The sequence below is a fragment of the Tissierella pigra genome (assembly GCF_009695605.1).
Lineage (GTDB): Bacteria > Bacillota > Clostridia > Tissierellales > Tissierellaceae > Tissierella > Tissierella pigra.
The window spans coordinates 1-23931 of the sequence record NZ_VUNQ01000005.1; the positions used below are offsets into that span (position 1 = coordinate 1).

Below are 23931 nucleotides of genomic sequence, written 5' to 3' on the forward strand. Positions count from 1 at the left end.
TAAATATATCCAAATATATTTTATTATCATTAATTGTCCTAGTAATAGGAAGTTCATTATTTATAATCAATGGAAATATCAATACTATGAAAGATATATACTTAAATTCAAATGTATTTAAATATGACATATATGCAAATGCAAAGGCTAAAGTTGTCACAGATATAATAGAAGGTGCTGAATCTACAGGGGTTTTGACTGTAAACAGAGAAAGTCTATTAGCTCATATTTATTCAGAAAATAATGGAGAAGATTTAATTGTTAAATCAATGGTAGTCAATGCAGCTGTTTTTTATGGAGAAGTGGATAAGTTTTTTAATGAGCCTAAAATTGGGACCTTATCAAGATTAGTCGATACATGGGGAGACTATGTTGAAAAATACTCATATTATGAGGAACCATCAGAAGAACTAAACGATGAAAAATTTGGATTTGATATGATAGTTTCTAATTCTGTAGCAAAAAAATTAAACCTTGATACCAATTCCTATTGTCAGCTTATACCTGAGGAACTAAATTCAAATATAAAAGCAGTATATCCAATTTCTGGTATAACAAATATATTTTCAAATGATATGAATACTGTATATTTGTTACCAAGAGAAGAACGGTTTGAAAAGGTAAAAAATCACTTATCATTTTTTAGAAGGGGTATAGATTCTGAAGGTTTTTATAATATTATGATGGTATTTGATAACGAAGAAAAAAAGATGGAAACAATAGAAAAACTTGAGGAATATAAGGAAACTGGAGATGTTGCTTATTTTAGTGTTAATAATGGAAAAATGAGACTAAATGATTTAGGAGAATTAAGTACAATGGTATCTAAAATAATGATGAGAACAACATTATTATGTTACTTAATATTGTTACTCATAATCTATGGTGCTAAAAAATCAGATGATGAATTGACTCAAAGGAATAATATAAAAGCTTATTACAATATGGGAGCAGATAGTGCAGATATGAAGAAGGCTTTTAGTTATTTAAATATATCTACCCTTGCCATAGGAACTGTTTTAGGTCTTGTGATATATCTAATGTTATCATCAACTTTATCAGACTATATGTATGAAATAATGGAAGTCATAAAATAGGAGGAAGAAGTATGTATAATATAAGGATTGATAAACAGCAATACGATGATTTAGTGGTTTTAGAGAATATGACATCAAAAATAGAGCAAGGTGATTTTATAGTAATTATGGGGGAAATAGGTAAGTAGAAAACCCTAAAATTCAAAAAATGCCAGTACAATACAAATTTAAAATAAGAATACTTAGCCCTTGCCAAGCACGAAAACAGATTTTATGAATAAAATATAGTATTAAGGCAATAATCCTAATGGAAATAAATTAAGGGGTGAGCTTATGTATTGTATAATATGTGGCAATGAAAAAACAGGGATGAAACTACTTAGTCAAACTGTATGTAAAGATTGTATAGATGAAATGAGAAATATATCTGTATTTGATGAAAGATATGATTTTTATAAGAACTTCATTAGAATATTGTTAGGATATTACATATCTGAAAAACATCAATTGAACCCTGTAAATTAATACAGGGTTTTTTTAAAATTATAGTTTATATATCTTAAAAAGTGATATATAATAGTTAAGAAAATTTATTTTGATTAGGAGGATGATGTTTGGGAATGAAAACTCCCGTATTTGACGCACTAAAAAAATTGATGGAAGAGGATAGTGTATTTTTCCATATGCCAGGGCATAAAGGAAAAAATTCACTGATTAATTGGGGAGAATATATACCTAAAATAGATACAACCGAGACCTATGGAATGGACAATCTTCTTGACCCAAGGGGAATTATCCAAGAAAGTGAAGAGTTAGCAGCCAAGTTATTTGGAGCAAAATCTACTCACTATGGAGTAAATGGTTCTACTGGAAGTATTTATATAGCCTTGGCTACTATAACGAAGCCGGGAAATAAAATATTAGTGCAAAGGAATTGTCACAAGGCAGTATATAATGCCATGATTTTAAATAGACTAAATCCAATTTATATGTATCCAAATTATAATGAAGAATATCATGTAATGACAGGTATAGACCCAAAGGAAATAGATGAGATTTTGACTGATGATAAGGAAATAAAAGTAGTAGTCTTAACTTATCCAAACTATTATGGAGTATGCTCAGACCTAGAAGAAATAGCAAATGTGGTCCATAAACATAATAGAATATTAATGGTAGATGAGGCCCATGGACCTCATATGACATTCTCAAATAGGCTTCCTAAATCGGCATTAGAGTGTGGTGCAGATATAGTAATTCATAGTACTCACAAGACTTTACCAAGTTTTACACAGACTTCGATGATTCATATAGGGTCAGATAGGGTAGATTTAAATAAACTTAAAGATAGATTCCAACTATATACTACTACTTCCCCATCCTATTTATTTACTGCCTCTAATGAAATAGCAGTAGCATATATGGATACAGAAGAAGCTAAGAAGAAATTAGAGTGGAACATAGATAAATGTGAAGAAACCATAAAAAGGCTCAATGCAATAGACAGAGTTTTTGTATTTACAGGAGATGAAAGCGATAAAACCATCTTTGCAAAAGATAATACAAAGATACTATTTAGAATAGAAGGAATGAAAGGTGCAAAAGTAAAGAAGCAATTATATGAAAAGTATAATATAAGACTTGAAATGACTGATTATTATTATGCTTTAGCTCTTACATCTCTAATGAATGAAGATGAGGACTATGAAAAGTTAATATCTGCTGTAGAAGATTTAGCAAAAAGTGCTCCTTTAGAGGATATATATCCAGTTAGTATCAATATGCCAGAACCTAAAATAGTAAAACCTATATATGAGGCTTATCATGGAGAAAAGAAACAAAGGGAATTAAAAGATAGTATAGGAAGGATTTCTGCTACATCTATTATTCCATATCCTCCAGGAGTACCTTTAATAGTTCCAGGAGAAGAAATAACTAGGGAACTATACGACCAAATCACTTTCTTGATGGAAAACGGTATAGAAATAGTGGGACTTATGGGGTATAATAAAGATAGACTAGTAGTTGTTGAATAAAATGGAATAATTAGGAGAGATAATAGGTGAAGGGACTTTTTATAACCTTAGAGGGACCAGATGGTTCAGGTAAATCTACAATAATAAAATTAATAAGTGATTACCTTAGGAATAAAGGAATAGATTTTATAGTAACAAGGGAACCAGGTGGGACTCAAATAGGAGAAGAGATTCGTCATATTGTCTTAGATGAGAAAAATATCAATATGGGCAGAGAAACAGAGGCTTTGTTATATGCAGCCTCAAGGGCTCAGCATATTCATGAAAAAATAAGACCTTCTTTGGAAGAAGGAAAGCTTGTGATTTGCGATAGATTCTTATTATCTAGTTTAGCTTATCAGGGAGTAGGAAGAGGTTTAGGTATAAAAGAAGTAAAGGCTATTAATGATTTTGGGATTAAAGGATTAAATCCAGATTTAATCCTATTTTTCCATATAGACCCAGAGGTGACTTTAAGTAGAAAATTTCTTGAAGATTCTCCTGATAGACTGGAACGGGAAGGCAATGAATTTCACAAAAAAGTCTATGAAGGTTATATGGAACTTTTAAAATTATATCCTGAAAATATTAAAATAATAGATGCAACTAAAACTATTGAAGAAGTATTGGAGGAAAGTATTCAAAAAATAGAAGAATTGTTAACTAAAAAAGGGGAGTGATAATATGAAACTAATAATATGTATAGTTCAAGATCAAGATGCAGGAGCTTTAATTGATGATTTGACAGAACAAGAATACAGAGTTACTAAATTATCATCTACAGGTGGTTTTTTAAAGTCAGGTAATACAACTCTTTTAGTAGGAGTAGAAGATGAAGATGTTCCTCCTGTACTAAAGATAGTAGAGGATAACTGCAAGACTAGGGAACTTACTACATCACTTCTTACAGTAGCTATGCCAGGAGACACCTATATACCATATCCAATAGATGTAAAGGTTGGTGGAGCAACCGTATTTATTCTTGACATAGAAAGACATATTAAAATTTAGGGGTGAGGAAAATGAAACTTATTATTGCTATAGTACAAGATGATTATATTACAAAAGTTGTAAAGGCTCTAATGGATAATAAAATAAGAGCTACAAAACTTTCCTCAACTGGTGGTTTTCTTAAATCAGGAAACACAACACTTTTCATTGGGGTAGAAGATAATGAAGTAGAAGATGTTATAGATTTAATCAAGAAAGAATGTGCAACAAAGAAAATTAAGGACGGTAACACGGAAATAACCCTTGGGGGAGCTAATCTATTTGTAATGGACATAGACAAATATATGAAGATATAAGTTGGGGTATAATATGGATTTTAATGAAATAATAGGTCATGAAAAACAAATAGAAGCTTTACAAAAATCAATTGAAAATAAAACTGTAAGTCATTGTTATTTATTTGAAGGAGAAAAAGGCTTAGGGAAAAAGAATGTTGCCCTAGCCTTTTCTAAATCCCTTTTATGTAAAGATGAAATAGATAAACCTTGCAACAAATGTAGTTCTTGTATAAAATTTGATACAATGAATCATCCAGACTTTAAAATATTATCTCCAGACAAAGGAATTATAAGAAAGGAAAATATAGATAAACTCATATCTTCCATGTCTAGCGCTCCCTTTGAAAGCAAAAGAAAAGTTATTATAATCGAAGATTGTCATATGATGAAACTAGAAACCCAAAATGCTCTATTGAAAACTTTGGAAGAGCCTCCAGAGTATATTAATATTATTCTAATCACAAGTAGTACAAGTAAACTTATACCTACAATATTATCAAGATGTCAAATATTTAGGTTTTATCCATTAGAAATACATAAGATAAAGGATTTATTAATAAAAGATTATGAAATAGACGAAGATAAAGCAAATTTTATTGCAAGTTTTACAAATGGGTCTTTAGAACGTTCGCGAGAATTAGTAGATTCGGAAGAATTCTTTCAGAGGAGAGAAGAGATTATAAAACTTATTGACAATTTGTTAAAGGGGGATAAAATAAAGGCACTTACCTCCATAGACTTATTTAATGAAGATAAACAAAATATTGAAGAAATTTTAGACATTTTTCTCTATTGGTTTAGAGATTTAGCTATTTATAAGGAAATAGGTGATATATCTTTATTGGTAAATAAAGATAAAGTCGAAATATTGTCTAAAGAAACCTATATAGATTTACATAGAATTAATGATATAATATATAGGATAGAAGATACTAAAATGAACATAAAAAGAAATGTTAATTTTAATTTATCTATAGAAACTATGCTTCTTAGTATATAGGAGGAATTATAAATATGGTAAAGGTAGTAGGAGTAAGGTTTAAGAAGGCGGGGAAGATTTATTATTTTGACCCTGATGATATAGATGTAAGATTTAATGATTTTGTAGTGGTAGAAACAGCCAGAGGAATAGAGTTCGGACATGTAGTAACAGGACCAAAGGAGATTACAGAGGAAGAAATAGTAGCACCCTTAAAAAAGGTCATAAGAGTAGCTTTAGATGAGGATTTTGACACCCATAGGGAAAATAAGAGAAAGGCAAAGGAAGCCTTAATCATATGTCAGCAAAAAGTAGAAGAACACAAATTATCTATGAAACTAGTAGATGTAGAATATACTTTTGATAATAACAAAGTTATATTTTATTTTACGGCAGACGGCAGAGTAGACTTTAGGGAACTTGTAAAGGATTTAGCAGCTATATTTAGGACTAGAATAGAACTTAGACAAATAGGAGTAAGAGATGAGGCCAAAATGATAGGTGGTATAGGACCTTGCGGGAAGGTGCTATGTTGTGGACAATTCTTAGGAGAGTTTGAACCAGTATCTATAAAAATGGCTAAAGAACAAAGCCTATCTTTAAATCCAACTAAGATTTCGGGACTTTGTGGTAGACTTATGTGTTGTTTAAAATATGAGCATAATGTGTATGAAGAACTTTTACAAAAGATGCCTCATGTTGGAGATATAATAATTACCCCTGAAGGGAAGGGAACAGTAGTAGAGACATATACACTACTTGAAAAGGTAAAAGCAAAAGTAAAACTAAAGGATAATACAGAAGATCTTCTTTATTTTTTAGTGAAGGATATTAAAAATACTGGTGAGGTAGATCCAGCATATATAAGGGAAAGAGAAGAAGTCATAGAATTGGCAGATGAGGATATAGACATAAGAAAGTTGGAAGATTAAGTAAATAATAAATAATTTTAAAATCTCTTTTATTCTTAGTTAAAATCTGTTAAAATGGAAGCGTAGATAAACATAAGCCAAAAGGGGGTGAATCAATTGTCATATAGAATTCACGATGATTGTATTGCATGTGGAGCTTGTCAACCAGAATGTCCAGTTGACGCTATATCAGCGGGCGATATATATGTAATAGACCCAGAAAAATGTATTGATTGTGGTGCTTGTGCTAACGTTTGTCCAGTAGATGCGCCAAAACCAGAATAGTACTTATTAAAAAAAGACCCTTAAGGGTCTTTTTTAATAACAACCTCTTGGTACTAGTTTTAAATTGAAGTTACCCATATTATTTAAAAGGAGAAATTTATGTTAAAGGAAAAGGAAAGAATAGATATAGTTCCAGGTACTAATTTTAAGATAATACAAAATAAAGAAAGATTTTCCTATGGTACAGATGCCATATTTTTATCTAATTTTGCCAAAGGAAAGGGTATAGTAGTGGATTTAGGTACTGGAACAGGAATCATTCCCCTTAGGATATATGGAAAGGATAAAGTGGATATAATCTATGGTGTAGAGATTCAAAATGAAGTGGCAGAAATGGCTAATAGAAGTATAGAATTAAACAAATTAGAGGAAAATATAAAGATTTTAAATATGGATTTAAAAGATTTACCAAATATATTTAGTAAGAATACAGTTGATATAGTAACATCAAATCCACCTTATATGAAATCAGGAGGAGCATTAGTAAATCATGACGAAAACTTTGCCATATCTCGCCATGAATTGGCTTGTAATTTGAGAGATATAATAGAAGTAACAGAATACTTATTGAAGCCTCTAGGAAAGTTTTATATGGTTCATAGGCCTGATAGACTGGTGGATATAATTTATCTACTTAGAGAATATAAACTAGAACCAAAGTACATAAGATTTGTTCAACCAAAGTTAAATAAAAAACCAAATTTAATATTAATAGAAGCAGTAAAAGGTGGAAAGCCAGATTTGAAATTCTATGACCCACTTATAGTATATAATGATGATGGCAGTTATACAGAAGAAATAACTACAATTTATGGAACCGAGTATCAGAAATAAAAATTAGTTACTATTAACAGTGGATAATAAAAATAATAAAAATCCACACTCACTGTTTCGGACACAAATAATTCTATAGCTCATTCCAGCTAAAAATCCTACAGTTTGCAAACTCGCTACGCTCAAACAGTGCAAACTGCTTAACGGATTTTCATCTTACATTCACTAAGAATTAAATTGTGTCCTGCAAATGTTCCTTTAGTATTTTTATTATTTTTCAAGATAGCTATGAGTAATAACAAAAATTATTGAATATGCAAAAATAAGGAGAAAAAAATGGAATCAGGAAAATTATATATATGTCCTACACCTATTGGAAATTTAGAGGATATTACCTTTAGAACCATAAATATATTACAAGAAGTTGATGTAATTGCAGCAGAAGATACAAGACATACTATAAAGTTGCTTAATCATTATGATATAAAGAAACCTCTTACCTCTTATCATGAACATAATATAAAAGAAAAGGGTATAACTTTAATAGAGAAGTTAAAGAATGGTACAAATATAGCCTTAGTATCTGATGCAGGAATGCCTGGTATATCAGATCCTGGAGAAGTTCTTGTAAGGCAAGCCATAGAAGAAGGAATTGAAGTAATAGTCCTTCCAGGGGCTACAGCTTCTATTACTGCATTGGTAGTATCAGGTTTATCAACTCATAAATTTACCTTTGAAGGATTTTTATCCTCTAAGAAAAACGAGAGAGTGCAGGAATTAAAAAAGATTAAAGAATATAAATACACAACTATAATATATGAATCCCCACATAGAATATTAAATTTATTGGAAGATATGTTAAGTATCTTGGGAGAAAGAAAAGTCTCCATATCAAGAGAGCTTACAAAGAAATATGAAGAAACCTTTAGAGGGACTATAGAAGAAGCCTTAGAATATTTCAAAGCTTCCAATATTAGAGGAGAGTTTGTACTTGTTTTAGAAGGCAATAAAGAGGAAGAAGCAGAGAAAGAATTGGACATAGAGTCTATACTTAAAAAATATATAGAAGAAGGAATGACTAAGAAAGAAGCCGTGAAAAAAGTAGCCCATGAATATGGTGTGGCAAAGAATGAAGTATATAGAATATCAGTTAAAATCAGTGAAGAGTGAATAGTTATTAGCTATTCACTAAACTACGGGGGTGATTTTTATTTATAATATACATAATGATTTAAAAGAAAAAATAGTGAATCTTAATAATTCCATGGAAGAAAGATATAGGGAAGTCCTTTCAATCGATAAATTATTCTTAAGGAGATTTATAGAAGAATATATAGGAAAGATTACTTCTTTAAAGAAATTAGACAATAAATATCTAGCTTTGTATGAGGCTAAAGGTGGTATCGTAGGAGTAGATGGTTCCACTAATCGTATGGGTGGTGCTTATCCTCATTTTGTAGATATATTTCAAGGACTAGCAAAATCTACTATAATTAATAATAAAGCTATATTCAAATCAGATTTATATACACCTTTATTTTCAGAAAAAGAAAACAATATATTGGCAGAAGATGAAAAGGAAATAGCAGAGCAGAGGAATAAGTTATTAGCAAATATAGAAGTAGAAGTTGCCCTTGAAGCCGTAAGAAAATATAAGCCTTATGCAATACTTATGGATGGCTCCTTAATCAGATATAATATATATTCCTATGACTCCTGGATAAATCTTAGGGACGAATGTGAAAATCAAGGAGTATTATTAGTGGGAGTTATAAAAGATATAAAGACTTCCATCATAGGAGATAAACTAAAGGAAGTATATTCTAACATAAATGTAGAAGTTTATGATAGAGAATTACTTTTTGGACAACTTCAATATGGTGAAATGATAATTATAAATGATGAAGTAAATAAAAAGAATAAGGAAGGCTATTCTTCCATTTTTATGAGATCATCTCTTCAACCTACAGTAATAGGTATGGATATAATAGATAGCCAGAAAGAATATTTAGAGGAAATGGGAAGGCTGGTATTCACTTTAACACCAGAAAATAGCAGAGGTGTACCTCTTTGGTTAGATATAGTAGACAAAGAAGTTCAAATATCTGATGCCATAATGAAGGGGCTTATGGAAAGATATATGAACAGGGATTTATACGAAAGGTTTTTTGTATCAGAAAGAGCAAAAAGAAATTAATTTCAAGGGAATTAATTTCTAATTGTGAACTATGAATTAATACGCCTTACGATGTTGGGAAAAACAAAGTCAGTGAACGCAGTTCACTAATCCTTTAATTCAAAATTCACAATTCAACATTCAAAATTTGCAACATAGTTGCACTAAGGAGGACAGATATGCAAATAGTCGGTATTACTACTCAGCAGGAAGTATTTATAGGATCTAAGACTAGGAATTTTAGAATAAATGAATTTTTAATTATAGAAGACCCTTATCAAAATGATTTAATGGGGGAAGTTGTTGAAGCCAAGGCTTTCAATAGATATATTCCCTTAAATATAGCAGGAGATTTTGTAGATTCTTCTGTATTGGAATCTTTAAAAACCTTGGGATATAATATTGATGAGGAAACCATTTATATAGCCAAGGTGAGACTTTTAAATGAGGCTCTATATCCAGTACAAACAGGAGCAGATGTTAGACTTCCAGAATTTCATGAAGTAAAGGATTTAATGATAAAGACTAAGAAAGAAGATGGTTTAGTTTTAGGTGTCATTAAAAATACAGATGATATGGCTATAGATATGGACGAAGAATATAAAAATCTTTTATACACCTTTGAAGAAAAAGGATTGTGTCCTCAAAGGGAGATACCATATATATTAGATGTAAAATCTATGCACCATTATCCTCATATAGGGGTATTTGGTGGTTCAGGTTCAGGGAAATCCTTTGGACTTAGGGTAGTTCTTGAGGAATTGATGAAGCAAAATATTCCTACTATAGTATTGGACCCTCACTTTGAAATGGATTTCAGTGAAAGGGCTGGTTATTTAGAAGACAACACAATAGACTTTAAGGATAAGTTCAAATGCCTGCAAGTAGGGTTTCATGTAGGTGTTAAATTTGAAGATTTATCTAGCCAAGACTTGAAAAACTTACTGGATGCTGCCTCACACCTTACAGATTCTATGAACAATGTAGTAGATGTATTATTTAAGAGAAAGGATTCTTTCAGCAGTTTCTATAATAAGCTTCAAATGTTAACAGAAGCTCAAGAGGAAGGCTCCATAGATAGAATAGATAATAGAATCAACTATGCAGATCATCAAGAGGAAAAAAAGGCTTGGGAAAAGAGAAAAGAGCTTTATTTATCCTATGATAAGACCTGTCCTTATAATTCAGTAAAGGGAATAATCTGGAGACTAAAAAGATTAGATAATGAAGGTATATTTTCTAAAGATGTCCGTGAAATAGAAGATGGTCTTCAAAGAGGAAAACTAATGGTTATTCAAGGGAATACTAGAATTCTTCAAGTATTTAGTACTTATTTATTAAATAGTTTATATCATAAAAGAAGAGATTATAAGGATGCCTTATATAAGAAGATTCACTCAGAATACTTTCCACCATTTATAGTAGTTACAGATGAGGCTCATAATTTTGCACCTAAGGGATATGACTCTCCATCTAAATCTATACTAAAAGAAATATCTCAAGAAGGTAGAAAATATGGTGCATTCTTAATTTTAGCCACTCAAAGACCTACCTTATTAGATGAAACCATAACTGCACAGTTAAATACTAAGTTTATATTTAGAACTGTTAGGGCATCTGATATACAAACAATAAAGGAAGAAACTGACCTTACAGTAGAAGAGACTAGACGACTTCCTTACTTGAGAACAGGAGATGTATTTATTTCTTCTGCTTCCATGGGAAGGACTATATTTGCTAGGATTAGAGCAGCTATAAGCTCCAGCCCCCATACTGAGAATCCCTTTGATGAGTTAAAAAATAAGGGAAAAGAAGATGATGAAAAGTTTTTAAATGTAATAAAATCTAAGCTGCCTATAAACGATACAGAACTTTTAGACATAATTATGGAAATTGAAAAGGAAACAGGTATTACCTTTACCTTGGATTCCTTAGAAGATAGATTAAAACAAATGGTAGAGAAGGAATATATAAAAAAAGAGGAGACTATATTTGGTTACAGATATAAAATTATAAGCTAGATATAGGACAAAGATATAAATTTCATAGAAAGTATATTTAGTTTTATTGAAGAACTTAATAAAATAATAATTGAGTTACTGTAGCTAACAGATAGATTTAATATATAATACTGAAAAAATTGTTTCTTATAAGAAACAATTTTTTTATAATAAATAGGAGATTTTTTCATGTATACCAGACCAATAAACTTAACTAAAATTTTTTAATGGAAAATTTGAAATATTTAGAAGAAAGTGTCTAAAAAGGGAAAAGATGTTATAATACTGGGTATAAGTAATATGTCAAATAAGATATAAGTATATATTAAATTGTCGAGGTGGTATAATGAAAACTATCCAAAAAAGATTTTATTTATTTGCACTATTATTGACTGTAGTTGTTGTTATAGGACTAATAACCCAATATTCATATTTAAATAAAATCATAATAGAGACTAAAGAGTCCAATATGGAAGAATCTATAGAACATTTGGGTTATCAAATAGAGGATAATTTAAAATATCACAGTAAACATATTATTGAAGCTGTAGAACATTTGTCAACAGAAGAATGGAATGGAGATGAAATATATAATTATTTCCATAGAATTGTAAAGATTCAGCCTTCCATTAAACAGATATATTTTGGAGATATAAATAATAACTTTATAATTTCAAGTGATTGGATACCACCTAATGATTATGATGCAAGAAAAAGAGACTGGTATATAAATGCAGTAAAAGAAAATAGCCTTGTATTTACAAATATATATATGGATGCAGTAGATAACCAATTGATAATAGGAATATCAAAACCTGTGTACAATAGCAGTGGAAATCTATTGGGAGTTGTAGCTGCTGATATTAGTATGGAAGGAATTATAGAAATAGTTCAGGATACTAAGATTAAAGGGTTGGGCTATTCTTTTTTAATAGATGGCTTTGGCAATTTATTGGCACATCCAAAATATAAGTATGAATCCAATCAAGATTTTGTAAATATCAACTCCATAGGAGATAATATATATGAAGGCATTATAAATAATAAGACTGGAAGAATAGAGATAGAACTAGATGGAGTACTAGGTTATTTATCTTACCAATCAATAGAAAACACTGATTGGGTTATTGGAAATTTCATGTCTTTAGAGGAATTTAGAGGAAATGATAATGCTATTATTAGAATGTCCATTATAATAATTATAATATCTATAGTTATTTTTGGTTCTTTTATATATTTGCAAAGAGTTAATATTCTTATTCCTATATATAAATTGGACAAAGATATTGGAGCTATAAATATTGAAAAGAATCTTGGATATCGTATGTCAATAAATCAAAATGAGCCTTTTGTAGAACTAAGAGAGACAATTAATTTTGTGCTGAATAAAGCACAAGAATTTTTTGAGCAGATAGAACAAGATAATGAAGAGATAATAGCTCAGACTGAAGAATTAGAGGCATCCTATGGACAATTAGCAGCTATGGAAGAAGAGTTAAGGGCTCAGTATATGAGTTTAGTAAAATCTGAAAGTGAGTTAAAACAAGTTTTAGCAAAGAATAAAGCCATAATAGAAGCATTGCCTGATATATTATTCATAATAAATAGTGAAGGACGGTTTATAGAAGTAGAAACATCAAATAACAGTAGATTATATTTACCAATAGAAGAGTTTTTAGGTAAGTCAGTTTATGAAATATTTCCTCCAGAAATATCTAATATCACCATGGAAAAGATAAAATATGTACTAGAGAACAACACTTTAGAAACTTTTGAATATACTTTGAATATGTCAAATGTTAAATATGATTATGAAGTGAGAATAGCCAAGATTAATCAAAAAGAAGTATTGTCTATAGTCAGAGATGTAACAGCAAAGAAGAAAATGGAAAATGAATTAATAAGACTATCTTATAAGGACCAGCTAACAGGTCTGTATAATAGAAGGTTTTTTGAAGAAGAACTACTTAGACTGGATAGTATTGAAAACTTACCCCTTACAATTATAATGGGTGATGTAAATGGATTGAAGCTTATAAACGATTCTTTTGGACATTCAGCTGGAGACGAGTTACTAAAGGCTGTAGGAAATAATATAACAAATGGCTGCAGAAAAGGTGATATAGTAGCAAGGATTAGTGGTGATGAATTTGTAATTATTTTACCAGAAACTGACGAAAGAGATGCAGAAGAAGTTGTAAATAGATTAAAAGAATTAAATGCAAATACTAAGTTAGAAGATAAGAAATTATCCAATATAGAAATATCCGTATCCTTTGGTATTGGAACTAAACATACTATGGATATTAGTACTTCTGAAATATTTAAAATGTCTGAAGATAATATGTATAAGAATAAGTTGTTTGAAGGACCTAGCATGAGAAGCAAAACAATAGATACTATTATAAGTGCATTATATGAGTTAAGCAAAAATGAGGAAGAACATTCTCAAAGGGTATCAAAAATGGCTCAAGAATTATGTAAGTCTTTAGGCATGAAAGAAGATATGTTGAAAAAAGTAGAAAAGGTTGGATTGCTTCATGATATAGGAAAGATTGCAGTTAATAAATCTGTGCTAGATAAACCTGGAGTACTTAGTGAAGCTGAATGGGAAGAAATGAAGAAACATCCTGAAATTGGATATAGAATACTTAGTACAGTGACTGAGCTATCAGAAATAGCAGAATATACCTTAAGTCATCATGAACGATATGACGGACAAGGCTATCCAAAGGGACTAAAGGGAGAAGAGATACCTTTAATATCTAGAATTATAGCCATAGTTGATTCCTATGATGCAATGGCATCAGATAGAGTTTATAGAAAGGCATTACCTCGAGATAAAATAGTAAAAGAATTTAAAAAGAATGCAGGAACCCAATTTGATCCTTACTTAGTAAGAGTATTTATAGAAGATGTTCTTAAAGTCCAATGGGATGAAATAAATTAAAATAGACTCCTTAGAGTCTATTTTAATTTAATATATATACTTTAACCTTTCTTCTTCCAAATTTATAGACATCTTTGCTATTATGAAAGAAAAGATCAATTTTATTTCCCTTTATTGCACCACCTGTATCTTCTGCTACAGCAAAACCGTAATCTTTAGTCCCATCAAGGCTCTTAACATAAAGTTTCGTGCCAAGTGGTATTACTTTAGGGTCAACAGCAACTACTCCAGGCCTAACTTTTGTACCAGAAGCTGTAAGGCCATAATATTTATCCCCTGGACGTTTTCCACAACTTTCAAAGGATAAATCATATGCAGTAGCTGTCATAGTCACAGCTTTTCTATAGCTAGTGTTACCTCTAGAGGTAACTATTAAATTGTTTGTACCTTTTTCTATAATTTCAGAAACAGGTTCAGTGACTATTTCTTCTTTTACTAATTCTTTTGATTTTAACTCACCATTTACATATTCATTTTTATAGTAAGTTTTTTTGAGACCATTTTTACCTTTTTGGACAGTTTGTACTGTTCCATAATCTAAGTTATGGTTTTTATTTACAGTTTTTTCAAAAGGAATAGGAACTTCAGCAGTTTCCATTACTTCTTCAACATGAAATAATTCAATTTTCTCTCCACTATATATTTTTTCATGTAGTCCAGGATACGTATAGTCCTTTTCACCTAATGCAATGCCTTTGTCATCTAATACTTCACCAACAGTAGAGTAGTAAGAAACAATATCTAACTCTCCAACATAGGTAGAAACAGTATATGACTTAGGATTCTTTATAATTATATTCATATTGTCTTCAATTTCTGTGTCTAAATCTACATTGATATAGGCATTTTTAGCAATGGATATATCCTCCTTTTGGAGAAGGTCTTCCACTGTTTTGGCATTTGAAGTTACTTCTATAACTTCATCTTCCATTAGTAAGGTAATGTTTCTAATATTACCTTGGTACACATAAAACCCTAAAGATACAGTTACAGCTATAGCGAGGGCAGTCAAGACTATAAATTTCCAAGTCTTATTGACTGGATAATTTTCCATAATATACCTCCTATAATTTCACTATTCTAGTATTGTAATCAAAAAGATTTGGTTTGTCAAATTTTTGAGATAATATACATATTATTCTGAAAAATAAACTATGTGATTAGTTATATTAGATATGATATACAATAATTGGAAAAATATTCATAAAATTAAATATTGACAAAAAAACTTTTTTATATTACAATCTTTAAAAGTTAAAGAATTCATTGATTGGAAAAAGTAAGCAATACTTGAAGATTTAGAGAGTCGGGGACGGTGGAAGCCCGATACGGATGGTCTGCTGAATGGTTCCATGAGAAGCGGTGTGAAATCTTAGGAGAGTATCATTAGCCGAGTGTCTTACGTTATAAAGACGGGATATCGAAATATTATTATTTCCGTATCTTCAGAGTGAGGTAGTCAACTATCTATATTAGGTGGCATAGCGAGGTGTAACATTTCGTCCTAAACATTAGGATTGAAATGTTTTTTTGTTTTATTACCTAGGATATAAGATTACCTAAAAAAGGTGGCAACACGGGGTGTTAAGCACTTCGTCCTTATATAAGGACGAAGTGCTTTTTTGTGCCAAGAAAAGGGGGATTATACTATGTATCCAGATTATGAAGAATTTAAAAGATTAAGTAAAGAAAGAAAAATAGTTTCTATTTCATCGGAAATAGATGGTGATATGGAAACACCTATTTCTTTATTTAGTAAGTTGTGCAAACGTAAAAAGACCTTTCTATTGGAAAGCGTTGAAGGAGGAATTAAGTGGGGGAGATATTCTTATATGGGAAGAAATCCTTTTATGGAAATTATGGCTTATGGTAATGAAGTCACAATAATTAAAGGAAATGAGACAATAAAAAAAGAGGGAGATGCTCTTAGTATTGTACAAGAGATTATAGACAAATATAAAATAGCTCCAATAGAAAGTCCAGAGGATTTTATAGGTGGAGCTGTAGGATTTATTGGTTATGATTTAATAAAAGACATCAATGGAGTAGCAAGTACAAATAAAGAGAGCATAAAAACCCCAGACTTACACCTGTTACTGCATAAAAATATCATCATTTATGATCATATAAGACAAAAGATAAAGATTATTGTAATTCTAGAAATAGGAGAATCCTTAAAAAAAATCTATGAAGAAGGAGTATTAGAGATAGAGAAAATAAAAGAAGAAATACTAGAAATCAAGACTTATACGGCGAAAGAGACACAGAGACATTTAGAAGAAGTTTATTATATTAGTAATGAAACAAAGGAAAGTTTTATAGAAAAGGTTTTAGAAGCTAAGGAATATATAAAAAATGGGGAGTTATTGCAAGTAGTTCTATCTCAAAGATTTGATTTTCATACAAAAATTGATCCTTTTGAAGCTTATAGAAAACTGAGGGTTTTAAATCCTTCTCCATATATGTATTATATAAATTTTGGATTTTATCATATAGTTGGTTCTTCTCCAGAGACTTTAGTGAAGATAAACAGGGATAAGGTAGAAACTTGCCCTATTGCAGGCACTAGACCTAGAGGAAAAGATTTAGATGAAGATGAATTCTACGCAAAAGATTTATTAGAAGATCAAAAGGAGCAAAAGGAACATTTGATGTTAGTAGACTTGTCTAAAGAAGATATGAACAAAATATCAGAAGATGGAACTGTTGAAGTTAGCCGATTTATGGAGATACAAAAATATTCTCATGTAATGCACATAGTTTCACATTTAACAGGAAAAATCAAAAAAAATTTAAGTAATTATGATGTTATAAAAGTTTGTGCTCCAGCAGGAACTGTATCTGGAGCACCAAAATTAAGAGCATTAGAGATTATAGAAAAGCTAGAAAATAGAAAAAGAGGAATATATGCAGGGGCTATTGGATATTTGGGGTTTGATGGCAACATGGATGCTTGTATTGCCATAAGGACTATAGTCTTTATGGATAATATAGCGTATATACAAACTGGTGCAGGAATCGTTTCAGATTCCAATCCTGAAAGTGAATATGAAGAAACCTTAAAGAAAGCAAAAGCACTTGTGGAGTGTATTAGGAAGGGGGAGTAAATTATGCGGCTAGCAATAGATAAAGTTATAAATTATAAAGACTTAAGGGAAGATGAGATGAGTGATGTAATGAATATCATAATGGAAGGTAGGGCTACTGCCTCTCAAATAGGTGGATTTCTTACTGCTCTTCGTATGAAGGGAGAGACCTTAGAAGAAATCACTGGTGCTGCTAAGGCTATGAGGGAAAAAGCTATAAAGATTGAAACAAATAGTAATTATACAGTAGATACTTGTGGAACTGGAGGAGATAAAAGTAACACATTTAATATATCGACAGCAGCAGCTTTTGTAGCAGCTGCTGCATCAGTGACTATTGTAAAACATGGAAATAGATCTATGTCTAGTAAATGTGGAAGTGCAGATGTGTTGGAAAGTCTAGGAGTAAATATTAATCTGTCTCCTATAGATATTAAAAGATCTATAGACGAACTGCAAATAGGATTTATATTTGCCCCAAATTTTCATCAGAGTATGAAATATGCCATACATCCCCGTAAGGAATTAGGAATAAGAACTATATTTAACATTTTGGGACCCTTAACAAATCCTGCAAACCCTAAAGGGCAAGTCCTAGGTGTGTTTGATGAAGACCTTACGACTATTATGGCACAATCGTTGAAAAACCTAGGATTGGAAAGATGTATGGTAGTTCATGGACTAGACGGATTAGATGAAATTACTATTACTACAAAGACTAAGGTGTCTGAACTAAAAAATGGTGAAATCTATGAATATTATTTAGACCCTAAGGATTATGGAATACCCTTTAATCAAATTGAAAAAATCCAAGGTGGAAATCCAGAAGAGAATGCAGAGATTTTACTAGATATATTAAAAGGCGAGAAAGGACCTAAACGTGATATGGTCTTATTAAATGCAGGGGCAGCCATGTATGTAGGAAAAGAAGTAGATTCCTTGGAAGATGGAATAGAGAAGTCAAAGGAAATAATAGATAAGGGACTTGCATTAGAAAAATTAAATCAATTGATTAAATTTAGTCAGGAGATGAAGAAGTGATATTAGAAAAAATTGTTTCTTTGAAAAGAAAAAAAGTAGAAATAGAAAAGTCAATTATATCTATTGAAAATTTGCAAAAACGAATTAGAGATTTAGATACTAGGGATTTTAAAGGAGCCATAGGAAAAAATAAAAAATTAAATATAATAGGAGAAGTCAAAAAAGCTTCTCCTTCAAAGGGGGTTATTAGGGAAGATTTTGATCCTATATCAATAGGTAGAATTTATGAAAAAAACCAAATAAATGCTATTTCAGTTTTGACTGAAGAAAATTTCTTCTTAGGAAAAGATGAATATTTATCCTTAATAAAAAAAGAGACAAAAATACCTATTCTTAGAAAGGATTTTATAATTGATTCATATCAAATATATCAATCCAAGGAATTAGGGGCAGATGCTATTTTGCTTATTGGGGCTCTCCTAACAAAAAGAGAATTAATAGAGTTCCAAAAAATAGCTAAAGACATTAACCTTCAGTGTTTAGTGGAAGTCCATAACTTAGAGGAGTTAGGAAAAGTATTAGAGACAGGGACAGAAATAATAGGGATTAACAATAGAAATTTAAAGACCTTTGAAGTAACTATAGAAACTACAGAAAAATTAATAGGCTATATACCAAAGGACAAAGTAGTCATTAGTGAAAGTGGTATTTCTAATAGAAAAGATATGGAGTATCTAAAGTCCATAGGGTTGGATGGTGTTTTAATTGGGGAAAGCTTTATGAAATCTAAATCTATTGAAAATAAGATAAAGGAATTAAGAGGTGAATGATTTGGTAGAAATAAAGATCTGTGGATTGAGAAGATATGAAGATGTAGATTATGTGAACAAATTAAAACCAGAATATATAGGATTTGTATTTGCAAAAAGTAAAAGACAAATTGATTTTTATATGGCAAGGAGATTAGCTAACAGCTTAAATAAAGATATAAAAAAGGTTGGTATATTTCTAAATCATTCCATAAGAGAAGTAAAAGAAATAGAAAAACTTTGTAATCTTGATGTACTTCAATTCCATGGAGATGAAAGTCCTAGTTATTGTAATTGCTTTGAAAATGAAGTATGGAAATCCTTTCTTATAAAAGATGAAAAAAGTCTAGGCTTATTAGAAAAATATAATGTTGATAAATATCTTTTGGATACTTGGATAGAAGGAGAAGTTGGAGGGACAGGAAAAAAGTTTAATTGGGAATTAGCTAAAGAGATTACTAAAACTAAATCTATAGTTTTAGCAGGGGGATTATGTTCGGAAAACATTAAAAATGCTATACAGATAGTTAGACCTACAGTAGTAGATGTAAGCTCTGGAGTAGAGACAGATGGATATAAGGACTACGGAAAGATAAAAGATTTTATAAAAAAAGTAAGGGGATAATCTATATGAATACAAAATTTGGACAATTTGGAGGGCAATTTGTGCCAGAAACTTTAATGAATCCATTGATAGAACTTGAAAAAGCATTTGTTAATATAAAAGATGATGATAGTTTTAAAAAGGAATATATGTATTATTGTAAAGAGTATTCGGGAAGACCTACTCCACTATATTATGCAAAAAATCTAACAAAAAAACTAGGTGGAGGCAAGATTTATCTAAAGAGGGAGGACTTAAACCATACGGGAGCCCACAAGATAAATAATGTAATCGGTCAGATACTACTTGCTAAAAAAATGGGGAAAAAGAGAATAATTGCAGAAACAGGTGCAGGGCAACATGGAGTAGCCACAGCTACTATCTGTGCAATGTTTGATATTCCTTGTGAAGTGTTTATGGGTGAGGAGGATATAAAAAGGCAAGGATTAAATGTTTTGAAGATGAATATGTTGGGAGCTAAAATAAACTCTGTAACTTCAGGTACAAAAACCTTGAAGGATGCTACTAATGAAGCTATTAGACATTGGGTTGCTAATCCAGAAGATACTTTTTATGTAATTGGATCAGTAGTAGGGCCTCATCCTTATCCTAAAATGGTGAGAGATTTTCAAAGGATTATAGGAGATGAAGTGAAGGAGCAAATTATGGAAAAGGAAGGTAGAGTTCCAGATTATTTAATAGCTTGTGTAGGTGGAGGAAGTAATGCAATGGGTTTATTCTACCCTTTTATTGAGGAAAAAGTAGAAATGTATGGTGTTGAAGCAGGAGGAAAAGGAATAGAGACAGACTATCATGCAGCTAGTATTTCAAAAGGCAGATTAGGAATCATACATGGAATGATGACTTATCTGCTGCAGGATGAAAATGGTCAGATTAAACCAGTGCATTCAATATCGGCAGGTCTTGATTATCCGGGAATTGGACCAGAACACGCATATTTTCATTTTATTAACAGAGTTAAATATGTAGCCATTAATGATAGGGAGGCAATAGAAGCTTTTCGATACCTAACTAAGATAGAAGGAATTATACCTGCTTTAGAAAGTGCTCATGCTATAGCCTATTTAATGAAATTAGCTAGAGAAACAAATAAAGAAGATATTATTGTAGTGAATTTATCTGGAAGAGGAGATAAAGACATGGATACATTATTTAATGTGCTGGAGGAACTGGAAGATGGACAGTAGAATAAAAAAGAAATTTGACCAAATTACAGAAGAAAATAGAAAAGCTTTAATAACTTATATTACTTTGGGAGACCCTTCTTTGGATAAAACCATAGAATTAGTTTTGGAAATGGAAAAGGCAGGAGCTGATATTGTTGAACTAGGAATTCCATACTCAGACCCCCTAGCAGACGGACCTGTTATACAAAGAGCTTCATCAAGGGCTTTAAGCCAAAATATTAATATGAAATCTATTTTTTCAATGGTTTCAACATTAAGAATAGAAACGGAAATTCCTTTGGTTTTCTTAGTATATTACAATACGGTTTTTTCTTATGGAGTAGAAAGATTTTTAAATAAATGTAAAAAATGTGGAATAGATGGTTTGATCATCCCAGATCTTCCTTTGGAAGAGAGGAAAATATTAAATGAAAAGATGAAGGATTATCATATTGATTTGATAGCCTTAGTTGCTCCAACCTCTCATAGCAGGATAGAATCAATAGTTAAAGAAGGGAAAGGATTTATTTATTGCATTTCTTCTAAAGGAGTTACAGGAATAAGAGAGCATTTTGATGAAGGATTAGAGAATTTTATTAAAGAAGTGAGGAAGTATTCAAAGATTCCTTTAGCCATAGGTTTTGGCATATCTGATGCAGAAAGTGTAAGAAATTTAAAGAGCTTAGCTGATGGATTAATAGTTGGAAGTGCAATTGTTAAAGAAATAGAGAAAGGTTTAGAATCAGAAGATATTGAAAGAAGAGTTTATGAATTTGTGAAAAGTTTAAAAGAGGCAATTGATGAATAGGGGGAAGCTTATGGAAATAGGTCTTAACAAGGTTAATAGAAATTTACATCCTATTAACTCAACAATAAATATTGGTGAAAATAGCATAGGCAGTAATAATATAACAATAATAGCTGGACCTTGTTCTGTAGAAAGTGAAGAACAAATAGTTAATATAGCAGAAAGAGTGAAGGCATCAGGTGCAACTTTTTTAAGAGGGGGAGTTTTTAAGCCAAGGACTTCACCTTATAGCTTTCAGGGATTAGGTGAAAATGGATTAGAGTTATTAAAAATAGCCAAGGAAAAAACAGGACTTCCTATTGTGACAGAGCTCATGTCTTTGGAATATTTAGATATGTTCTTAGAAGATGTAGATGTTATCCAAATTGGAGCAAGAAATATGCAGAATTACCCTCTTCTAAAAGAAGTTGGAAAGATAAAAAAACCAGTGCTTTTAAAGAGAGGAATGTCAGCTACTATTGAGGAGTTTTTAATGGCTGCTGAATATATTATGTTGGAAGGAAATGAAAATGTAATTTTATGTGAAAGGGGAATTAGGACTTTTGAAAGATATACAAGGAACACTTTAGACCTAAGTGCAGTTCCTATACTGAAGAAGCTAAGTCATCTTCCAGTCATAGTAGATCCTAGCCATGGCACTGGCTTGTGGTGGTTAGTAGAACCCCTATCAAAGGCTGCTATAGCAGTAGGAGCAGATGGATTAATCATTGAAGTTCATAATGACCCTTTAAATGCTAGATGTGATGGGGAGCAGTCTATAACCACAGGTAGATTTCAAAAACTTATGGAATCTTTAAAGCTTATTGCAAAAGTTGAAAATAAAATATTGTAATAAAATAAAATTCTTTGTTTTAAATATTAATTTATTTAATTTTATAGGAGGGTCTGAATGATTAGGATTTTAACATCGGGAGAATCTCATGGTGACAGTTTGCAGGGAATAATAGAAGGACTTCCAGCAAATTTATATTTTGATATAGAATATATAAATCATGAGCTTAAAAGAAGACAAAAAGGATATGGAAGAAGTGAAAGAATGACTATAGAGAAAGATGAAATAATAGTTTTATCTGGGATAAATAATTGCTATACTACAGGAAATCCAATATCAATTATGATTAAAAACAGAGGAACTAACATTGAATTAACAGAGATAATGAGGCCTAGACCAGGTCATGGAGATTTAGGAGGTACATTGAAATATAATCAAAAAGGTGGTAGAAATACATTAGAAAGGGCTAGTGCCAGAGAAACAGCCATGAGGGTTGCCTTAGGTGGAATATGCAAATTGTTACTAAAAGAATTTAATATAGGCATATATAGCCATGTAGTTCAAATTGGAGATATTAAGATTTCAAAAGATATTTATAATGATATAAGCAAAGAAGAATTGTTGAAATCAGATGAATCTATTGTGAGGGTCCTAGATAAAGAAGCTGAAAAGCTTATGATGGATAAAATAAATAATATAAAAAAAGAAGGAGATACCATAGGTGGAGTCATAGAGGTAATAGGGATGAATATTCCTGTAGGGTTAGGAAGTTATACTAGTTGGGATAAAAGATTAGATGGAAAGATTGCTTATAGCATAATGAGTATTCCTGGAATAAAGGGAATTGAATTTGGACTGGGATTTAATACATCTAATAGATTTGGTTCAAAAGTACACGATGAAATCTACTATGATGTCAATGGATACCATAGGAAAACCAATAATGCAGGTGGAATTGAAGGAGGAGTTTCCAATGGAGAAAATATAGTGTTTAGAGCAGTTATGAAACCTATACCTACCCTAAAGAAACCTTTAAAGACTATAGATATAGAGACAAAAGAACAGGTTTATGCTCAATTTGAAAGGTCAGATGTTTGTGCTGTACCATCAGCTAGTATTGTAGCAGAAAATATGTTGGCATATGTATTGGCTAATGAAATAAAGAAAAAATTTGGCGGAGATAGTATAGAAGAACTTAAATCTAATTTTAAAAATTATATTGCTGGATTAAAAGAACGATAATAATACAAATCGGTAGATTAGGTCTG

Annotated in this window: 23 protein-coding genes; 22 read left to right on the top strand and 1 reads right to left on the bottom strand. The window is 30.9% G+C overall.

From position 1 onward, the window contains the following. The 14 genes from FYJ83_RS03595 to FYJ83_RS03660 form a co-directional block, all read left to right on the top strand. On the top strand, positions 1–1097 hold a 1097-nt coding region (locus FYJ83_RS03595; protein ID WP_229768477.1), incomplete at its 5' end, for a hypothetical protein. A gap of 273 nt (positions 1098–1370) precedes the next feature. Next, a complete protein-coding gene (locus FYJ83_RS03600) occupies positions 1371–1562 on the top strand; it encodes a sigma factor G inhibitor Gin (RefSeq protein ID WP_154438977.1) in 192 nt (63 codons plus the stop codon). 95 nt (positions 1563–1657) lie between these two features. Next, positions 1658–3073 (top strand): aminotransferase class I/II-fold pyridoxal phosphate-dependent enzyme, encoded by a 1416-nt coding sequence (locus FYJ83_RS03605; protein ID WP_154439053.1) that lies wholly within the window; start codon positions 1658–1660, stop codon positions 3071–3073. A 26-nt stretch (positions 3074–3099) separates the two neighbouring features. Beyond that, a complete protein-coding gene (tmk, locus tag FYJ83_RS03610) occupies positions 3100–3732 on the top strand; it encodes a dTMP kinase (protein WP_216585746.1) in 633 nt (210 codons plus the stop codon). 4 nt (positions 3733–3736) lie between these two features. Next, positions 3737–4063: a cyclic-di-AMP receptor gene (locus FYJ83_RS03615; RefSeq protein ID WP_154438978.1), complete on the top strand. Its 327-nt coding sequence runs from the start codon at positions 3737–3739 to the stop codon at positions 4061–4063. 11 nt (positions 4064–4074) lie between these two features. Further along, positions 4075–4359 carry a cyclic-di-AMP receptor gene (locus FYJ83_RS03620; RefSeq protein WP_154438979.1) on the top strand — a complete coding sequence of 95 codons (285 nt, stop codon included), beginning with the start codon at positions 4075–4077 and terminating at the stop codon, positions 4357–4359. A gap of 13 nt (positions 4360–4372) precedes the next feature. Next, the gene (holB, locus tag FYJ83_RS03625; protein WP_154438980.1) at positions 4373–5341 is read left to right on the top strand and encodes a DNA polymerase III subunit delta'; all 969 of its coding nucleotides are present in this window, start codon (positions 4373–4375) and stop codon (positions 5339–5341) included. A gap of 14 nt (positions 5342–5355) precedes the next feature. Then, complete coding sequence (locus tag FYJ83_RS03630) at positions 5356–6252, top strand: PSP1 domain-containing protein (RefSeq protein WP_154438981.1); 897 nt, start codon at positions 5356–5358, stop codon at positions 6250–6252. Between the two features lie 96 nt (positions 6253–6348). Continuing rightward, positions 6349–6516, top strand: a complete 168-nt coding sequence (locus FYJ83_RS03635; RefSeq protein WP_154438982.1) for a DUF362 domain-containing protein — start codon at positions 6349–6351, stop codon at positions 6514–6516. A 99-nt stretch (positions 6517–6615) separates the two neighbouring features. Then, positions 6616–7350 (top strand): tRNA1(Val) (adenine(37)-N6)-methyltransferase, encoded by a 735-nt coding sequence (locus tag FYJ83_RS03640; RefSeq protein ID WP_154438983.1) that lies wholly within the window; start codon positions 6616–6618, stop codon positions 7348–7350. A gap of 276 nt (positions 7351–7626) precedes the next feature. Continuing rightward, positions 7627–8460: a 16S rRNA (cytidine(1402)-2'-O)-methyltransferase gene (gene rsmI, locus FYJ83_RS03645; protein ID WP_154438984.1), complete on the top strand. Its 834-nt coding sequence runs from the start codon at positions 7627–7629 to the stop codon at positions 8458–8460. 76 nt (positions 8461–8536) lie between these two features. Then, positions 8537–9487: a DNA double-strand break repair nuclease NurA gene (locus FYJ83_RS03650; RefSeq protein ID WP_326828294.1), complete on the top strand. Its 951-nt coding sequence runs from the start codon at positions 8537–8539 to the stop codon at positions 9485–9487. Positions 9488–9645: 158 nt separating this feature from the next. After that, positions 9646–11487 carry an ATP-binding protein gene (locus FYJ83_RS03655; protein ID WP_154438985.1) on the top strand — a complete coding sequence of 614 codons (1842 nt, stop codon included), beginning with the start codon at positions 9646–9648 and terminating at the stop codon, positions 11485–11487. A gap of 325 nt (positions 11488–11812) precedes the next feature. After that, positions 11813–14416 (top strand): HD domain-containing phosphohydrolase, encoded by a 2604-nt coding sequence (locus FYJ83_RS03660; RefSeq protein WP_154438986.1) that lies wholly within the window; start codon positions 11813–11815, stop codon positions 14414–14416. 22 nt (positions 14417–14438) lie between these two features. Here the strand turns inward: FYJ83_RS03660 and FYJ83_RS03665 are convergent, their stop codons facing one another. Further along, positions 14439–15470 (bottom strand): 3D domain-containing protein, encoded by a 1032-nt coding sequence (locus tag FYJ83_RS03665; RefSeq protein WP_154438987.1) that lies wholly within the window; start codon positions 15468–15470, stop codon positions 14439–14441. Positions 15471–16065: 595 nt separating this feature from the next. On the opposite strand from FYJ83_RS03665, the gene trpE reads away from it, so the two are divergent. The 8 genes from trpE to aroC are packed head-to-tail and all read left to right on the top strand — an operon-like array spanning position 16066 to position 23905. Further along, the gene (gene trpE / locus FYJ83_RS03670; protein WP_154438988.1) at positions 16066–17523 is read left to right on the top strand and encodes an anthranilate synthase component I; all 1458 of its coding nucleotides are present in this window, start codon (positions 16066–16068) and stop codon (positions 17521–17523) included. A gap of 3 nt (positions 17524–17526) precedes the next feature. Continuing rightward, positions 17527–18543: an anthranilate phosphoribosyltransferase gene (gene trpD / locus FYJ83_RS03675; RefSeq protein ID WP_154438989.1), complete on the top strand. Its 1017-nt coding sequence runs from the start codon at positions 17527–17529 to the stop codon at positions 18541–18543. Beyond that, positions 18540–19313 (top strand): indole-3-glycerol phosphate synthase TrpC, encoded by a 774-nt coding sequence (trpC, locus tag FYJ83_RS03680; RefSeq protein WP_216585745.1) that lies wholly within the window; start codon positions 18540–18542, stop codon positions 19311–19313. Before trpD ends, trpC begins: the two co-directional genes overlap by 4 nt. Position 19314: 1 nt before the next feature. Then, positions 19315–19917 carry a phosphoribosylanthranilate isomerase gene (locus FYJ83_RS03685; RefSeq protein WP_154438990.1) on the top strand — a complete coding sequence of 201 codons (603 nt, stop codon included), beginning with the start codon at positions 19315–19317 and terminating at the stop codon, positions 19915–19917. 5 nt (positions 19918–19922) lie between these two features. Continuing rightward, the gene (gene trpB / locus FYJ83_RS03690) at positions 19923–21104 is read left to right on the top strand and encodes a tryptophan synthase subunit beta (protein ID WP_154438991.1); all 1182 of its coding nucleotides are present in this window, start codon (positions 19923–19925) and stop codon (positions 21102–21104) included. Then, entirely contained in the window at positions 21094–21891 is a 798-nt protein-coding gene (gene trpA / locus FYJ83_RS03695; protein ID WP_154438992.1) for a tryptophan synthase subunit alpha, read from the top strand. The genes trpB and trpA overlap by 11 nt, the downstream gene beginning before the upstream one ends. A 10-nt stretch (positions 21892–21901) precedes the next feature. Then, positions 21902–22723, top strand: a complete 822-nt coding sequence (gene aroF, locus FYJ83_RS03700; RefSeq protein WP_229768478.1) for a 3-deoxy-7-phosphoheptulonate synthase — start codon at positions 21902–21904, stop codon at positions 22721–22723. Positions 22724–22780: 57 nt separating this feature from the next. Next, the gene (gene aroC / locus FYJ83_RS03705; protein ID WP_154438994.1) at positions 22781–23905 is read left to right on the top strand and encodes a chorismate synthase; all 1125 of its coding nucleotides are present in this window, start codon (positions 22781–22783) and stop codon (positions 23903–23905) included. The last annotated feature ends 26 nt before the right edge of the window (positions 23906–23931 follow it).

What these genes read in the sequence shown, in the direction of transcription:
- FYJ83_RS03615 (WP_154438978.1), top strand. Translation starts at nt 3,737, where the DNA reads ATGAAACTAATAATATGTATAGTTCAAGATCAAGATGCAGGAGCTTTA.
- FYJ83_RS03600 (WP_154438977.1), top strand. Translation starts at nt 1,371, where the DNA reads ATGTATTGTATAATATGTGGCAATGAAAAAACAGGGATGAAACTACTT.
- trpA (WP_154438992.1), top strand. Translation starts at nt 21,094, where the DNA reads ATGGACAGTAGAATAAAAAAGAAATTTGACCAAATTACAGAAGAAAAT.
- FYJ83_RS03640 (WP_154438983.1), top strand. Translation starts at nt 6,616, where the DNA reads ATGTTAAAGGAAAAGGAAAGAATAGATATAGTTCCAGGTACTAATTTT.
- aroF (WP_229768478.1), top strand. Translation starts at nt 21,902, where the DNA reads ATGGAAATAGGTCTTAACAAGGTTAATAGAAATTTACATCCTATTAAC.
- FYJ83_RS03630 (WP_154438981.1), top strand. Translation starts at nt 5,356, where the DNA reads ATGGTAAAGGTAGTAGGAGTAAGGTTTAAGAAGGCGGGGAAGATTTAT.
- FYJ83_RS03605 (WP_154439053.1), top strand. Translation starts at nt 1,658, where the DNA reads ATGAAAACTCCCGTATTTGACGCACTAAAAAAATTGATGGAAGAGGAT.
- holB (WP_154438980.1), top strand. Translation starts at nt 4,373, where the DNA reads ATGGATTTTAATGAAATAATAGGTCATGAAAAACAAATAGAAGCTTTA.
- trpE (WP_154438988.1), top strand. Translation starts at nt 16,066, where the DNA reads ATGTATCCAGATTATGAAGAATTTAAAAGATTAAGTAAAGAAAGAAAA.
- rsmI (WP_154438984.1), top strand. Translation starts at nt 7,627, where the DNA reads ATGGAATCAGGAAAATTATATATATGTCCTACACCTATTGGAAATTTA.
- FYJ83_RS03660 (WP_154438986.1), top strand. Translation starts at nt 11,813, where the DNA reads ATGAAAACTATCCAAAAAAGATTTTATTTATTTGCACTATTATTGACT.
- trpB (WP_154438991.1), top strand. Translation starts at nt 19,923, where the DNA reads ATGAATACAAAATTTGGACAATTTGGAGGGCAATTTGTGCCAGAAACT.
- trpD (WP_154438989.1), top strand. Translation starts at nt 17,527, where the DNA reads ATGCGGCTAGCAATAGATAAAGTTATAAATTATAAAGACTTAAGGGAA.
- FYJ83_RS03655 (WP_154438985.1), top strand. Translation starts at nt 9,646, where the DNA reads ATGCAAATAGTCGGTATTACTACTCAGCAGGAAGTATTTATAGGATCT.
- FYJ83_RS03665 (WP_154438987.1), bottom strand. Translation starts at nt 15,470, where the DNA reads ATGGAAAATTATCCAGTCAATAAGACTTGGAAATTTATAGTCTTGACT.
- aroC (WP_154438994.1), top strand. Translation starts at nt 22,781, where the DNA reads ATGATTAGGATTTTAACATCGGGAGAATCTCATGGTGACAGTTTGCAG.
- FYJ83_RS03620 (WP_154438979.1), top strand. Translation starts at nt 4,075, where the DNA reads ATGAAACTTATTATTGCTATAGTACAAGATGATTATATTACAAAAGTT.